Origin of the sequence: Streptomyces sp. NBC_01471 (assembly GCF_041438865.1) — a bacterium.
Taxonomy (GTDB): Bacteria; Actinomycetota; Actinomycetes; order Streptomycetales; family Streptomycetaceae; genus Streptomyces.
The window spans coordinates 5,804,970-5,818,651 of sequence record NZ_CP109450.1 but is presented as its reverse complement, the minus strand read 5'-3'; the positions used below and the strand labels follow the sequence as shown (position 1 = coordinate 5,818,651).

The following is a 13,682-nucleotide window of genomic DNA, read 5'->3' as shown; positions in this document are numbered from 1 at the left end:
GGGCTGACCGCACCGGAGGACCTGACTCGGAGAGAAAAGGGGTCGCTTCGGCACGGCAGCGTCAACAGGACACTGCTGCCGAAGGTCTCGCTGGCGGGTCTCCAAGAAGATCCGCCTCCGGGCGCCGGCCGAACCGGGGTTCAGCAGTATGTCGACGTTCCGGCGAAGAGCTACTCCCCTTCTGCTCCGTACACGATACGGCACCGGCCCGGCGGCACGTCCGGCCCGCAGGCCACCGGCCCGGCCGGGCACCGGGGAGAGTGACCGGACCCACACCCGAGGCCCGGACCCGCGTCCGAGGCCCGGTCCCACACCCGAGGCCCGGTCCCGCGTCCGAGGCCCGGACGATCCCGGGCAGCAGGGCACCGGGCACAGCAGCCGGAGCTCCCCCGTCACAGCTCCATCAGCAGCCACACATCACGGACAAAAGCCCGATCGGGTGACCTAGCCGACCAAAAGTGCGACAACCGGCACCGGAACCACCGCACGCGGCCCCATCGCATGGATTTCACCAGCAGGGTCCAGCCGGACACGGACCTCCACCGGGGCCACGACCAGCGGAAGCACCCCGGGAGCGACACCGGGGGTGACCCGGCCGGGGGCCGCACACCCGAACCGTACGGCTGTGCGGGAAATCCGCCCAAGCGTCAAACATCGACAGCCCCCTTGATGTGACGTGCACATGTCGCCAGGCTGTTACCCGGCGCCCACCCCACGGAAATCCGGCGCCACCACGATGGCCGAGCCGGATCGGCAAAGCCCCTCCACCCCACAGGAGTTCGCATGTCAGGTGTCTCAGGTGTCTACGCGCGTCGCATCGCGGTACTCACCGCGACCGCGGGAATCACCCTCGCCGGTCTCGTCACCGCCCCCTCCGCCCAGGCCGCCATGCCCACCCCGGTGAGCGCGGCCACCGCACGGACCTACCTCAGCTCCCTCACCGTCGCCGCCGAAGGCTCGTCCAGCGGCTACAGCCGGGACAAGTTCCCGCACTGGATCACTCAGTCCGGCGCCTGCGACACCCGTGAGGTGGTGCTCAAGCGCGACGGGACGAACGTCGTCCAGAGCTCCACCTGCGCCGCCACCAGCGGCAGTTGGTACTCCGAGTACGACGGAGCGACCTGGACCGCGTCGTCCGACGTGGACATCGACCACATGGTCCCGCTCGCCGAGGCCTGGCGTTCGGGCGCCAGCAGCTGGACCACCGCACAGCGGCAGGCGTACGCCAACGACCTGACCCGGCCGCAGCTCATCGCGGTGACCGACAACGTCAACCAGTCCAAGGGCGACAAGGACCCGGCCAAGTGGCTGCCTTCGCGTGCCGCCTACAAGTGCACCTACGTCCGCGCCTGGGTGGAGGTGAAGCACTACTACAAGCTCACGGTCGACTCGGCGGAGAAGACGGCGCTCGACGGGGTGCTGAACGGCTGCTGAGCGACTGCTGAGCGGTTTCCGGCAGGAACCCGGCCATGCCCCTTCGTCGCCCCGTTCCGTACGGTACGGGGCGACGAAGGAGGACATCCATGGCCGGGCTGCGCCTGGGACCACTGCTGAGGTACGTCGACTGGGACCGAGGGGAGTCGGCGACCGTCTGGGTCGAGGCCGACCGGCCCTGCACGGTCGAGGTCCGGTGCCCGGACGGCGCGGGCGGTGAGTCCCGTACGTTCCAGATCGCCGGGCACCACTACGCGCTCGTCCCGGTGACCGGACTCTCACCGGGGACGGAGACGCCGTACGGGATACGGCTGGACGGCGAGCAGGTGTGGCCACCACCGGACTCGCGCTTCCCCCCGAGCACCATACGTACCCCCAACCCCGTTACGGGAGAGGGCAGTTCGGCGAGTGCTCCGGACGTACGGGTCTCCTTCGGGTCCTGCCGCTGGGCCGCCCCGGCCCATGACGAGGCCGACCCGGTGGGCCCCGACGCGCTGGACACACTCGCCGCCTCACTGGCCGCGGGACCGCCGGGCGATCGGCCCGACGTGCTGCTCCTGCTGGGCGACCAGGTGTACGCGGACGAAGTGTCGGCGGACACCCGGGACTGGCTGGCCGCCCGCCGCGATCTGCGCGAGGCGCCGGGCGCGGAGGTCGCGGACTACGAGGAGTACACCCGCCTCTACTACGAATCGTGGCTCGACCCGGAGGTGCGCTGGCTGCTCTCCACCGTCCCCAGTTGTATGGTCTTCGACGATCACGATGTCATCGACGACTGGAACACCAGCGCCGCCTGGCAGCAGGAGATCCGCGCCACGGACTGGTGGCAGGAGCGCATTCTCAGCGGGCTGATGTCGTACTGGGTCCACCAGCACCTCGGCAACCTCTCCCCCGCCGAGCTGGCGGACGACGAGCTGTACGCGACGGTGCGCGCGGCGCCGGACGGCACCGAAGCGCTGCGGAAGTTCGCCGCGGCGGCCGATGCCGACCACGCCTTCACCCGCTGGAGTTACCGCCGCGACTTCGGCCGTACCCGGCTGCTGATGGTCGACTCACGCGCCGCCCGCGTCCTGGACGAACAGCATCGCGCCATGCTCGACCCCGAGGAAACACAGTGGCTGCGCGATCAGCTGCTGGACGGCCCGGGGAGCTACGACCACCTCCTGATCGGGACGTCGCTCCCCTGGCTGCTGCCACCGCTGATCCATGACGCGGAGAGCTGGGACGCGGCGCTCTGCGCCGGAGTGCGCGGCGCACGCTGGGCGCGGTTCGGCGAGAAGCTGCGCAGGGCGGCGGATCTGGAGCACTGGGCCGCTTTCCCCGACTCCTTCGGGGAGCTGACCCGGCTGATCGCCGACGCGGGCACCGGCGAAGGGGCACCCGCGACGATCTGTGTGCTGTCGGGCGATGTCCACCATGCGTACGTCGCCGAGCCGCACTGGCCGCGGGGCGCGGCGCGGTCACCGCTCCCGGCGGGGCAGCCGCAGCCCTCGGTCCCGGACTCGCTGGTGCTCCAGCTGACCTGCTCCCCCGTGCACAACAGCGTTCCCGCGTACGTCCGTTTCGGTTTCCGGTTCGGCTGGAGCCGCGCGGGCCGGGCGCTCGGCCGGGCCCTGCGCAGGCACGGGCGGCTGGAGGACCCGCCGGTCGGCTGGCGCAGGGACGGCGGCGGGCCGTGGTTCGGCAACCAGCTGATGACCCTCGATCTGCGGGGCCGCGCCTCCCGGCTGCGGCTGATACAGGCGCGGCGCGACGGAGCGGGCGACCGGCTGGAGACCGTACTGGACCGGGAGTTGACCCGGAACTGACGTCCGGCGTTCCGCTGACCGGCACTGACCGCGAGCGGGCGGTCGGCCGATGAGGTGCGGCGGGAGAACCGGCCAGGAGGAGCAGGGGCGAGGAGAGGAAAAGGGACGAGCAGGGAGGAGAAGAGCCGGGCGGGGACCGGTAATCCTGACCGAATGTTGAACTTGCAAGTTCTAGTCAGGCATACCTAATCTAAGGCTGCTCCGGTCACCCCACCGAAGGAGTCCCACCGTCATGCCTTCAGCGATATCCCCGGCAGTGTCCTCACTCGGCCGGCGGGCCGACCTGGCACGCCCGTACGTCCTGGCTCTCTTCCGCGCCGTGGTCGGCCTGCTCTTCGCCTGCCACGGCGCGGCATCCCTCTTCGGCGTGCTCGGCGGCGCGTCGGGCGGCGGCACGGTGTCGGCGGGCAGTTGGCCCGACGGGTACGCGGCCGTCATCGAACTCGTCGGCGGCGTACTGGTACTGACCGGGCTGCTGACGCGCCCGGCCGCGTTCATCGCCTCGGGCTCGATGGCCTTCGCGTACTTCCATGTGCACCAGCCCAACGCCCTGTGGCCGATCCAGAACGGCGGTGAGCCCTCGGTGATGTTCTGCTGGGCCTTCCTGCTCCTCGTGTTCACCGGTCCGGGCGCGCTGGCACTGGACTCCCTGCTCGTGACCCGCCGGCGCGCCACCGAGCCGGCCCCGGTGGCGGCCTGACGGGCACGGCAGGCCCCGCCCGGTGTCCTACGCGGCGGGGCCTGCCAGCGGTCCGAACGGCACCGTGAAGCATGCGACGGGGTCTGCCGCGCCACCCCGCGCCCCGTAGATCACGACCGATCCGGCGCCGCCGGGCCGGAAGTTCCACGCGTGCCGCGCGGTCACTGTGGCCGCACCCTGGGCGTCCGTGGTGAAATCCAGCCGCACCTCGTCGCCGGGGCCCGGCGTCCGGCCGTCCGCGTCGCGCAGATAGCGCGGGCCCGCCGCGCCGGGGGTGCTGCCGCAGGGCCTGGTGTGCACCCGCATCCCGAACGGGTGCCCGGACTTCAGCCCGGCCAGCCGCGCCGTCACACGGGTGCCCGAGGGGCTCGTGGACTGCTCGACCTCGATCCCGGCAGCCGCGGGCACCAGCGTCAGGTCGTACGTCACCGCGGACGACGTGATGAACGCGGTGGGCGGCGCGAACCGCGCGTGGACGCGCTGCCAGTACACGCCCGCGGGCGCGTCGGCGACCTTGGTGTTCCCCGGAGACGCGCTTCCCGCGGGCGCCGCCCCGCCGCCTGTGAGCATCGCCAGTGCCGCCGCTCCGGCCAGTACCCCTGCCACGACCATCGTCCGCTCCTCGTGCTCGTTCGTTCGTCCGCCGCTGCTGCTCCGCGGCTGTACAGCTGTACAGCTGTACAGCTGTACGGCCCCAGCCTGGGTGCAGCGCGGCCAAACCCCCGCACGGGAGCAGTCATACGGGTGAACGGGATCTTTCGAACATCACCGGCCCCGGCGGGTAGCTGCGGAACCTCGCCGCGTACGCTGTATGGCTGTACAGCCGCACCTGCCGCTCCCCTGCGACGCCGCGGCGCCTTCACGAACGGGGAGTCCGGTGTTCGAGAGTGTGCGGTCGTTGACCGACAGTCCATGGATCTATGCCGTGGTAGCGCTCTCCGTCGTCCTCGACGTCTTCGTGCCGCTGCTCCCCAGCGGGGTCCTGGTGATCACGGCGGCCACGGGCGCCGCCGCCGGTTCGACCACGGTGGCCGGTGAAGTCCCGCACAATGTCCCGGACCTGCTGATCCTCACCGCGTGCGCCGCGGTCGCCTCGGTCGTCGGCGACCTGGTCGCGTACCGGCTGGCCTGGCGGGGAGGCGAACGGCTCGACCGGGCCATCGCACGCTCCAGACGTCTCACCAGCGCGCAGGAACGCCTCGGCATGGCGCTGGCGCGGGGCGGCGGGCTGCTCGTGGTGATAGCGCGCTTCGCACCGGCCGGCCGCTCGGTCGTCTCGCTGGGCGCGGGCGCCGCACACCGCAGGGCGAAGGAGTTCCTGCCCTGGTCCGCTTTGGCAGGCGTGGCCTGGGCGGGCTACAGCGTGGGGCTCGGGTACTTCGGCGGCCAGTGGCTGGGCACGAGCTGGCTGGGCACAGCGGTCTCGCTCTTCGCCCTGTTCGGCGCGGGCACGGTGGCCGCACTGCTGATACGGCGCCCCGAGCCGGTGCCCGCGCCGGCCTCGTAACCCCTGCGGGCGCGCACCGGCCTCGTCATGCCGGTCCGGCTCCGGCTCAGCTCTCGTCATAACGGACCGGCTCCGGGCCGGCCCGCGAGCGGGGCCTCGCTCCCCTACGCCTGCGCGGCCCCCTTCGGTGTTCCTGACCCGCCCCCTCGTACCTCCAGGTCGGCGAGGAGTGTCTGCGTCGCACGGGCGATCTCGTCGACGGCCCGGTCGAACACCGCGCGGTTGTGCGCGGCGGGGGCCCGGAAGCCGGAGACCTTCCGTACGTACTGAAGCGCTGCGGCCCTGATGTCCTCCTCGGTCGCTTCCCCGGGGAGGACGGGCGGACGGAGGGTCTTGATACTGCGGCACATACTCCCAGTCTGACGCGGTCCGGCCGTCTCCGGCAGGAATCGGGCGAGCCGGCTGCTCGATGTGGCCCGGGACCGGGCGGGCCGGGGCTGTCAGGCGGTCCCGGGCTCCCGTTTCGCGGTGATGCGCGGGATCTCGTAACTCCCGTCCAGGACGGTCTGCTCCGGTGTGTAGAGACGGAGCATCGGCCGGAAGTCGCCCTCCGGTGCGGGCAGCCAGTTGGCTGCCTCAGCCGGGTCGGTGGGGCGGTCCTTCTGGATGTGCAGCGTCAGCGAACCGTCGTCGCCGTACACCAGACCGGGCGTGCGGTCACCGATCGAGTAGCGGTCCTCGGGGTTGGCCACGAGGTAGTAGTCCGGTGAGTCGTACATGGTCACGGACCAGAACGACAGCACGGGCGGCGGGCTGTCGAAGCGCAGGGTGTACTTCCTGGAGCCGTTGAGCCAGTGGCCGTCCGCGTCCTCGAAGGTGTGTGCGTACACCGCTTCGTAGCCGTGGTTGCCCCACAGACCGACCCGCGCGGCCACCGCCCTGGTCAGATACGACGCCGTCCGGTCCGCGATGCGCCACTCCGGGGAGTCGTGCGTCCCCACCCCGAACCAGTCCAGGTTGTAGTCGAAGAGGTGCGGGTTCATCTCCCAGGCACCGGGTGCCCGGGCGCCGTCCACCCCCGTCCGGCTCGCCTTCTCGACCCGTGCCGCCCCGCGCTTCAGCCCTTCGGTGAGCGCGTGTACGAGCTCCGGGGCCGCGTGGTGGAGGTACGGCGACGGGCCCTCCTCCAGGAGTTGCAGCGGCTGGAACCGGTCCTGGTAGGCGCAGTCGTCCGCCGACGGCGGGAAGGCCGCCATCCAGACCCGCAGCTTCTCGAAGAAGTGCAGCGGTTCCGGCACGTCGGGGTCAGGGGCGGGCAGCCAGGTGTGGTGCATGAATTCTTCGAGGACCTTGAGTGTGAGCCGCTGCTGCAGCCCGTGCACCCGCGGCAGGTCGGCCGGGCCCTCGCAGGCGAAGCGTCCGGCGATCGAGACGACCGTGGTCGGCGCGTCGATCACCCCGGTCAGCCCCTCGGGGGTTTCACCGGCCCAGCCGGGCGGCACGATCAGCCACTTGGTCTCACCCGTACCGGTCGCCCGGCGGCCGACGTAGGCGAAGTTGTTGCTCCACGCGTCGATGAACTGCAGTACGTAGTACGCGCCGAGGGTGTCCGGTACGTGCAGCAGCAGCGGGCCGCCGGAGAGGTCGAGCTGCGCGATCGAGTACACCGTGTCGTTGTTCACGGACACGAAGCGCGCGTCGGGGGTGGCGAGCCGTGAGGAGTGCGCGAACTCGTTGAAGGAGGCGGACGGCAGCGAACCGAACCCTTCGTGGAGTGCGGTCTGGACCATCGACAGGTCGAAGACCAGCGGGTATCCGTACACGTACGCCTCGGCTGCCAGCTCCGTGAGATCGGAGGGGACGGGGGGCACGGAAGGGCTGGGAGGGCCGGGAGAAGCGGAACCGGCGGAAGGGGCGGGTGTGAAGCCGGTGGGTGCGGAGCCGGAGGGTGTCGATCCGGTGGGTGCGGAGCCGGCCTCGGAGGGGGGTGTGCCGGAGCGGTCGGCGTCGTCGGTGTGGTCGGTCACTTCGGACTCCTCTCGGCCGCGCACAGACGCGCGGGAGCACGGAGGCGGCGGCGGGAATCCTCGGATTCCCGCGTCCGCCACAGTCCGGTGAGGTGTTCCGGCCCTGAGCCGACACGGCCTGGTGGACCTGATGCCGCTGCCCTCCCGGTGACAGCTCCGAGCCTCCGCGAGCGCCCGCCGGGCAACCACCGGAGCGCGGCCGTCCGGGTGAACCCGAGGCGGATCGGCCGCGGTCCGGTGCGGCCCCCTCCAGGTCCGGCCTGTTGACAGTCCGGCCTGTTCCGGGCCCCCTTCCACAGTCCGGCCTGTTCCAGGGGCGGCCTGTTCCAGGGGCGGCCTGTTCCACGGTCCGGTCTCCTCCCCGGGCCCGGCCTCCGCTACGGTTCCGCCGGGACGCGGGGCCGCCTCCTGCCCAGCAGATCGGCCAGGCCCTGCCGGGTCCCCGCGATGACGACCCGGTCCTCGGTGCGCAGGACGTAGCTCTGCGGCAGGTTCCAGACCAGTTCGGCCTTGCGGTCGTCGCCGTGCGAGGAGCGGGGCGCGGACAGATCGGCGCGGCGCTCGTCCGGGTCCGCGAGATCGAGGGCGAGGATCCGCCACGCGCCCTCCCTGAACACCTCGCCGAGGGTGCGCCCCTCCAGCAGGGGATGGCCCGCGACATCCACCGCGGCGAAGAGGAGCACCCGGCGCTCGACCGGCATGGCGCCGAGGATCTGGCGGCCCATCATCGCCGCGGCGAAGGCGGGCGCGGCCAGCGTGGACACGCTCCGGCTCCGGGTGACCGCCTGCGGGTGGGCCGCTCGCAGCGTACGGAAGACGGCGGAGGCGAACGCGTCGTCGAAGAGCCGCATCGCCACCCGGAGGTCGGGCTTCACCGTGCGGGCGTAGAGGGCCGCCTCCAGGTTGGTGACGTCGGCGCTGGTGAGCGCGAGCAGCGCGCGGGCCCGCTGGATCTTCGCGGCCTCAAGCACGCCCTCGGTGGTCACGTCGCCGATCACGATCGGCACCCGCAGCCGCCGCGCCAGGGCGATCCCGCGCGCATCCGGGTCGGCCTCGACGCACACCACGGGGATGTCCAGCTCGCGCAGCCGGGCCAGTACCCGTGCGCCGATCTTGCCCAGCCCGAGCAGGACGACGTGCCCGGAGAGCCCGCGCGGCGGACGGCGCAGTGTGGCGGCGGTGCGGAACGTACCGAGCCCTTCGAGCACCGCGGCGACCAGCACGGGCAGCAGCAACAGCCCGGTCAGCCCGGACAGCATCTGGATCACCTGGCGGGCGGCGGGCTCGCCGATCGCGGGATCGCCGATCGCGAAGAGGTCGAGGATCGTCAGGTACGCGGCGTGGACCGGCGGCTCGTTCGTGGTCAGCCAGGAGGCGACGGCCAGACCGAGCACCGAGGCGAAGATCCCGAAGAGGGACCAGCGCAACCGCCGCGAGAAGATCTGCCCGAGCGGGGCTCCGCGACCGGCCAGCCGGCCCGGGGAGAGGTCGGGGCCCCGGTAGGAGACCGCCTCCAGGACGACCGTTCCCCGCCCGGTCGCCGCCCGGACGGACTCGTCGTCGGGGAGGAGCTGCGGTCCCTCGTCACCGCAGCTGTCCGAACCGTCGGCTCCCGCCGGGTCGCCGGCGGTCGACGAGAGCAGAGCCAGGGTGCACAGCCCGGGGTCGGTGGCCGGTCCGTACCGGACGGCGGGCGGCCGCTCCACGGCGCGCAGCAGCAGTCCGTCGGCCTGGATCACCTTGCTCGTACCGGCCACGGCGGTCGCGGCGAGGGAGGGGGCCGCGGTGTCGGCGTCCGACAGCACGGTCGTGGAGGCGTCCACCTCGTCCCGGTCCATGTCCGGCGCGCTGACGGCGGCCGCCTGGTCGAGCAACTCCTCCAGATGCTGGCCGAGCTTGCGGTTGTAGAGCCGGATCACCAGCCGCAGCCGGGGGTTGAGCCGGCGGGCGGCGAGCGCGGCTCTGATGTTCGCCTCGTCGTCCTGGTGGACGAGCGCCAGCGCGGACGCCTCTTCCACTCCGGCGCGCAGCAGCACCTCGTCGTTCAGGCACGACACTTCGAGCAGCCGGTCGGCCACCGGCTCACGGTCGCCGGACGACGGACCCGCGACGACGCGCGACATCCGGCCGAAGAGCGCGGAGGCCCGCCCGACCGGGGTGAGCTGGGTGTGCGCCGGGACGCCCGGCGCACCGGCGGGCGGTACGACGAGGGTCACCGTCTCCCGGTACACACCGCGCAGTTCGGCGGCGAGCCGGTGCGCCAGACCGTCGTCACCACAGACGATCATGTGGCCCTCGGGAGTGCTCTGTTGGGTCTGATGCGGGAGTGAGTACACGTCAACAGAGACTGCCTCATGAGGGTGTTCGGTTTCACACGCGGGTACGGGAGAGATTCGAGGCGTCCGCCGGGGTCGCCCAGCCGTGCGAGCGCGATCTGCCCGTACGCGGCCTGCCCGGCTTCCACAACGGCGCAGTGGCCCCGATGCTTCGCATGGGAAACCATTGCATAGCCCAAACATCTAGGGTGGACACGGATCGAGGCCACGAGCCGTCCGATCCATGGCCACCAGCGGTCGGACCCGACCGGATACGGGTACGGGTACGGGTACGGCCTCACTGTCGGTCCTGCCGTTCGCGGTGATGGCCGTGGTCGCGGGGGTGGACATCGCAGGGGGTTCGGGAATCGGATTCCTGCCGCTGATCTCGCTCGGACCGGCGTTCGCGGGCCTGATCGGCGGCTGGCGGCGCACAGCGGCCATCGGACTGCTGGCCCTCGTGCTCTGCTACTCGCTCGCCTGGCACGACGGGGCGTTCCACGCCAGGCGCGGATACACCGCGATGTCGTCGGTGGCCGGGGTGACCATCGCCGGGATCGCGGCCACGGTCATACGCAGGCGCCGCGAGGCGGAGCTGGCCGGCGTGCGCTCCATCACCGAGGCCTCGGCGTCCACGGGACCGAGGACCGCAGCCCTTCCGGGTCGCCTTCGGCCCCGGCGACCAGCTGCTCCTCTATACCGACGGGGTGACCGAGGCCCGGGACCGCGACGGCACCTTCTACCCCCTTGGGGAGCGGCGCCAGCTGCTGAGGGACGATGATCCCGAGCACGCGCTGGAGTGCCTGCGCAGGGACCTGGTGCGGCACACGGCGGGCCCCCTCCAGGACGACGCGGCCATGCTGCTGCTCCGTTACCGGGACGACGGCGCCGTCAGCAGGACCTGGGACACGGCACGGTAGCGGGCCCGGGAACGGACGCGCCCACGCGGTAGCGGACAGCGGACAGACGCGGCACCAGGCAGCAGACGTGAGGCCGGCAGACGTGACGGAACACTGCCCTGACCTGCCTTTACTGCATCATGGTTGCAATTGCGATGTGTTTGCAATTGGCTGTCTACGGCTTATCGAACCGGAAGGCAGCACCCATGAGCACCACGTCCACCGCACCACCCGCGCCCCTCACGCGACGCCGGCGTCTGCGGATGTCGATGACGCGCCAGGAGTGGACCAGGCTGGGCGGCATGGGCGCCTTCATCCTTGCACTGCACGTCGTCGGGTGGCTCACGCTGGTGACGATCGTGGCTCCCGAGCACTACAGCCTCGGTACGAAGTCGTTCGGCATCGGGATCGGCGTCACCGCGTACACCCTGGGCATGCGGCACGCCTTCGACGCGGATCACATCGCGGCGATCGACAACACCACCCGCAAGCTGATGAACGAGAAGCAGCGCCCCTTGTCAGTGGGCTTCTGGTTCTCGCTCGGGCACTCCAGCATCGTGTTCGCCCTGGCGTTCCTGCTGTCCCTGGGCGTGAAGGCCATCGCGGGCCCGGTGCGCGACGACAACTCCCAGCTGCACAACGTCACCGGCCTGATCGGCACGACCGTCTCCGGGTTCTTCCTCTATCTGATCGCCGGCATCAACGTCCTCATCCTGGTGGGGATCTGGAAGGTCTTCCGGAAGATGCGCTCGGGCGACTTCGACGAGGCCGCCCTGGAGGAGCACCTGAACAACCGGGGCCTGATGAACCGGCTCCTGGGCCGCCTGATGAAGTCGATCACCAAGCCCTGGCAGATGTATCCGCTCGGGCTGCTCTTCGGCCTCGGCTTCGACACCGCGACGGAGATCGCCCTGCTCGTCCTCGCGGGCTCCGGCGCCGCGTCGGGCCTGCCCTGGTACGCGATCCTCTGCCTGCCGGTGCTGTTCGCAGCCGGTATGTGCCTGCTGGACACCATCGACGGCTCGTTCATGAACTTCGCGTACGGCTGGGCGTTCTCGAAGCCGGTCCGCAAGGTCTACTACAACCTCACGATCACCGGTCTCTCGGTGGCGGTGGCGTTCATCATCGGAACGGTCGAGCTGCTCGGCCTGCTCACCGAGAAGCTCGGCCTGCACGGCGCCTTCTGGGACTGGGTCGGCGGTCTGGATCTGAACATCGTCGGGTTCGTGATCGTCGGGCTGTTCTTCGTGACCTGGCTGGTGGCCATGGCGATCTGGAAGTTCGGCCGTATCGAGGAGAAATGGACAGCGGGACTCAGCCCGGCGGGCCCGGGCCCGAACCCCCTCTCCAACGCAGGCTCCCACCCGGACCGGATGGGCCGAACGGACCGAACGGACCGGCTGGACCAGGACGGCGAGTAGCACCGCCGGCCGGTTTGGTGGGTGGAGCGGCCTGCGCGGCTTCGGCTCAGAGCGACCGGCCAGGCCAACAGGGCGCGCGCCTTGCGTACGGCACGTCCGCGAGGCTCGGTCGCCGACGGCTCCTGACTTCTCCGGGCCGGAAGCAGGGCTGTCCCGAGCAGCTCCCTGTCTCGGAGTCTGCTGGCATGATCGGGGTGTGATCGGTGAACCTGTCCGGCCTGGAGCCAGGAAGTATGTCCTGTTCGATGTCGATGGCACGTTGATCGATGCGGTGGACAACCAGCGCCGGGTCTGGCGCGTATGGGCGGAGCGGTACGGGCTGGACTGTCCTGTCCGGACTGCGTGCCGGGATGACGGTGTGGGGAGTCAACACTCCCGTCGCGGTGGACGGCGTCCACCGTCACTTCGGGAGCCTGCGCGAAGCGGTCCGCGACATTCTCGCCTTCACGGAAGGGAATGCCGAAGGCCCCCGACCATGATCGGTCGGGGGCCTTCGTACGGGTGGGCGCGGACGGTTTCGAACCGCCGACATCCGCTTTGTAAGAGCGGCGCTCTACCCCTGAGCTACGCACCCGTGGATGAAGCAACAGGGTACATGGCCCTGGGCCCCCGCTCGTAAATCTGTTGCAGGGGGCAAGGAACGCTCCGGGGCACACGCCCCGGCGCGCCGCGCCGCCCGGTACGCCCGGGGGTTATCCCCACCCCCGGTCCGGTGGGCCGCTGGATCGTGTGGGGGTGGGGGCGCTCCGTACCGTTGGGGCTCTTCGGCAGGTTCGGTTCGATCTGGGGGAATGATCTACGTGGCACTCCGTACTCGTACGCTTGTCGCGGCCGGGGGGGCCGTTCTTGTTTCCGTCGCGCTCACCGGGTGCGGCTCGGATCCGTCGGACGCACCCGCCGAGCACAAGGCGTTCGCGCTGAGCGGGAAGACGCTGACCATCCGCACCGACGACTCCGCCGTCGAGCTGGTGCCCGCCGATGTGAAGTCCGTGGAGGTCACCCGGCACGTCGACGGATGGGTCTTCATGGGCAGCGGGCCCCATGCCTCCTGGTCGATGGAGAACGACACGCTCAGCCTGAAAGTGAAGTGCAGCGCCGTCATCAGCAGCTGTGCGGCGCGGCACCAGATCAAGGTGCCGCGCGGGGTGGCCGTGGTCCTGAAGGACGACAACGGGTCCGTGACCGCCACCGGATTCGACACCCCGCTGAAGCTCCGCTCGGACAACGGCAAGGTCACCGTCCGGGACTCCAGCGGAGCCCTGGACCTGAACAGCGACAACGGGACCATCGACGCCGACGGCATCTCGTCCAGGCAGATCACCGCGGACTCCAGCAACGGCGAGGTACGGCTGTCGCTCACCGCGGCTCCCGACCGGGTGGAGACCGACAGCAACAACGGGTCGATCGAGATCGCGCTGCCCCAGAAACCGGGGCTCGCGTACAAGGTCCGGACCCGGACCAACAATGGCAGTACCAAGGTCGGCGTGCCGACGGACGACGCCAGTCGCCACACGGTGACCGCGCACAGCGACAACGGAAGGATCACTGTTCGAAGCGCGAACTGACCGGCCCGTGTGTTCGTCCCTACCTGGTGGGAGAATGGCCAGGGCAGGGTGGACCAGCACGGGAGA

Annotated in this window: 10 protein-coding genes, 1 tRNA gene and 2 pseudogenes; 8 read left to right on the top strand and 5 right to left on the bottom strand. The window is 70.8% G+C overall.

Annotated features, from left to right (window positions below; genetic code table 11):
• Positions 1 to 783: 783 nt before the first annotated feature.
• The 3 genes from OG285_RS26070 (at position 784) to OG285_RS26060 (ending at position 3,942) form a co-directional block, all read left to right on the top strand.
• Positions 784 to 1,434 carry an HNH endonuclease family protein gene (locus OG285_RS26070; protein WP_356825393.1) on the top strand — a complete coding sequence of 217 codons (651 nt, stop codon included), beginning with the start codon at positions 784 to 786 and terminating at the stop codon, positions 1,432 to 1,434.
• Positions 1,435 to 1,523: 89 nt separating this feature from the next.
• Positions 1,524 to 3,242 (top strand): alkaline phosphatase D family protein, encoded by a 1,719-nt coding sequence (locus OG285_RS26065; RefSeq protein WP_371792394.1) that lies wholly within the window; start codon positions 1,524 to 1,526, stop codon positions 3,240 to 3,242.
• Positions 3,243 to 3,474: 232 nt separating this feature from the next.
• Positions 3,475 to 3,942: a DoxX family protein gene (locus OG285_RS26060; RefSeq protein WP_371792393.1), complete on the top strand. Its 468-nt coding sequence runs from the start codon at positions 3,475 to 3,477 to the stop codon at positions 3,940 to 3,942.
• Positions 3,943 to 3,969: 27 nt separating this feature from the next.
• On the opposite strand, the gene OG285_RS26055 is transcribed toward OG285_RS26060, so the two are convergent.
• Positions 3,970 to 4,554: a superoxide dismutase family protein gene (locus OG285_RS26055; protein ID WP_356825399.1), complete on the bottom strand. Its 585-nt coding sequence runs from the start codon at positions 4,552 to 4,554 to the stop codon at positions 3,970 to 3,972.
• A 265-nt stretch (positions 4,555 to 4,819) separates the two neighbouring features.
• Here OG285_RS26055 and OG285_RS26050 point away from each other — a divergent pair, with 265 nt between their 5' ends.
• Positions 4,820 to 5,449: a VTT domain-containing protein gene (locus OG285_RS26050; protein ID WP_356825401.1), complete on the top strand. Its 630-nt coding sequence runs from the start codon at positions 4,820 to 4,822 to the stop codon at positions 5,447 to 5,449.
• A 104-nt stretch (positions 5,450 to 5,553) separates the two neighbouring features.
• On the opposite strand, the gene OG285_RS26045 is transcribed toward OG285_RS26050, so the two are convergent.
• From OG285_RS26045 to OG285_RS26035, 3 genes are all read right to left on the bottom strand, one after another.
• Positions 5,554 to 5,799, bottom strand: coding sequence for a DUF2277 domain-containing protein (locus OG285_RS26045; RefSeq protein ID WP_356825403.1), 246 nt, complete (start codon positions 5,797 to 5,799; stop codon positions 5,554 to 5,556).
• A 90-nt stretch (positions 5,800 to 5,889) separates the two neighbouring features.
• On the bottom strand, positions 5,890 to 7,416 hold the full coding sequence (locus OG285_RS26040; RefSeq protein ID WP_371792392.1) for a DUF1254 domain-containing protein: 1,527 nt from the start codon (positions 7,414 to 7,416) through the stop codon (positions 5,890 to 5,892).
• A gap of 377 nt (positions 7,417 to 7,793) precedes the next feature.
• Positions 7,794 to 9,704 (bottom strand): NAD-binding protein, encoded by a 1,911-nt coding sequence (locus OG285_RS26035; RefSeq protein WP_356825973.1) that lies wholly within the window; start codon positions 9,702 to 9,704, stop codon positions 7,794 to 7,796.
• Between the two features lie 271 nt (positions 9,705 to 9,975).
• Between OG285_RS26035 and OG285_RS26030 the strand changes: the two are divergent.
• The 3 genes and pseudogenes from OG285_RS26030 (at position 9,976) to OG285_RS26020 (ending at position 12,530) form a co-directional block, all read left to right on the top strand.
• Positions 9,976 to 10,651: pseudogene (locus tag OG285_RS26030) on the top strand (PP2C family protein-serine/threonine phosphatase).
• Between the two features lie 248 nt (positions 10,652 to 10,899).
• A complete protein-coding gene (locus OG285_RS26025; RefSeq protein WP_371793618.1) occupies positions 10,900 to 12,051 on the top strand; it encodes a HoxN/HupN/NixA family nickel/cobalt transporter in 1,152 nt (383 codons plus the stop codon).
• A gap of 196 nt (positions 12,052 to 12,247) precedes the next feature.
• Positions 12,248 to 12,530 (top strand): annotated as a pseudogene (locus OG285_RS26020) (hypothetical protein).
• Positions 12,531 to 12,553: 23 nt separating this feature from the next.
• On the opposite strand, the gene OG285_RS26015 reads toward OG285_RS26020, so the two are convergent.
• Positions 12,554 to 12,625: transfer RNA gene (locus tag OG285_RS26015), tRNA-Val, on the bottom strand.
• Positions 12,626 to 12,842: 217 nt separating this feature from the next.
• On the opposite strand from OG285_RS26015, the gene OG285_RS26010 reads away from it, so the two are divergent.
• Entirely contained in the window at positions 12,843 to 13,616 is a 774-nt protein-coding gene (locus OG285_RS26010; RefSeq protein WP_356825409.1) for a DUF4097 family beta strand repeat-containing protein, read from the top strand.
• The last annotated feature ends 66 nt before the right edge of the window (positions 13,617 to 13,682 follow it).

Bases quoted from the DNA above. Each gene is read 5' to 3' on its own strand.
- OG285_RS26060 (WP_371792393.1), top strand. From the start codon at position 3,475: ATGCCTTCAGCGATATCCCCGGCAGTGTCCTCACTCGGCCGGCGGGCC.
- OG285_RS26035 (WP_356825973.1), bottom strand. From the start codon at position 9,704: ATGATCGTCTGTGGTGACGACGGTCTGGCGCACCGGCTCGCCGCCGAA.
- OG285_RS26010 (WP_356825409.1), top strand. From the start codon at position 12,843: ATGATCTACGTGGCACTCCGTACTCGTACGCTTGTCGCGGCCGGGGGG.
- OG285_RS26065 (WP_371792394.1), top strand. From the start codon at position 1,524: ATGGCCGGGCTGCGCCTGGGACCACTGCTGAGGTACGTCGACTGGGAC.
- OG285_RS26045 (WP_356825403.1), bottom strand. From the start codon at position 5,799: ATGTGCCGCAGTATCAAGACCCTCCGTCCGCCCGTCCTCCCCGGGGAA.
- OG285_RS26055 (WP_356825399.1), bottom strand. From the start codon at position 4,554: ATGGTCGTGGCAGGGGTACTGGCCGGAGCGGCGGCACTGGCGATGCTC.
- OG285_RS26070 (WP_356825393.1), top strand. From the start codon at position 784: ATGTCAGGTGTCTCAGGTGTCTACGCGCGTCGCATCGCGGTACTCACC.
- OG285_RS26025 (WP_371793618.1), top strand. From the start codon at position 10,900: ATGACGCGCCAGGAGTGGACCAGGCTGGGCGGCATGGGCGCCTTCATC.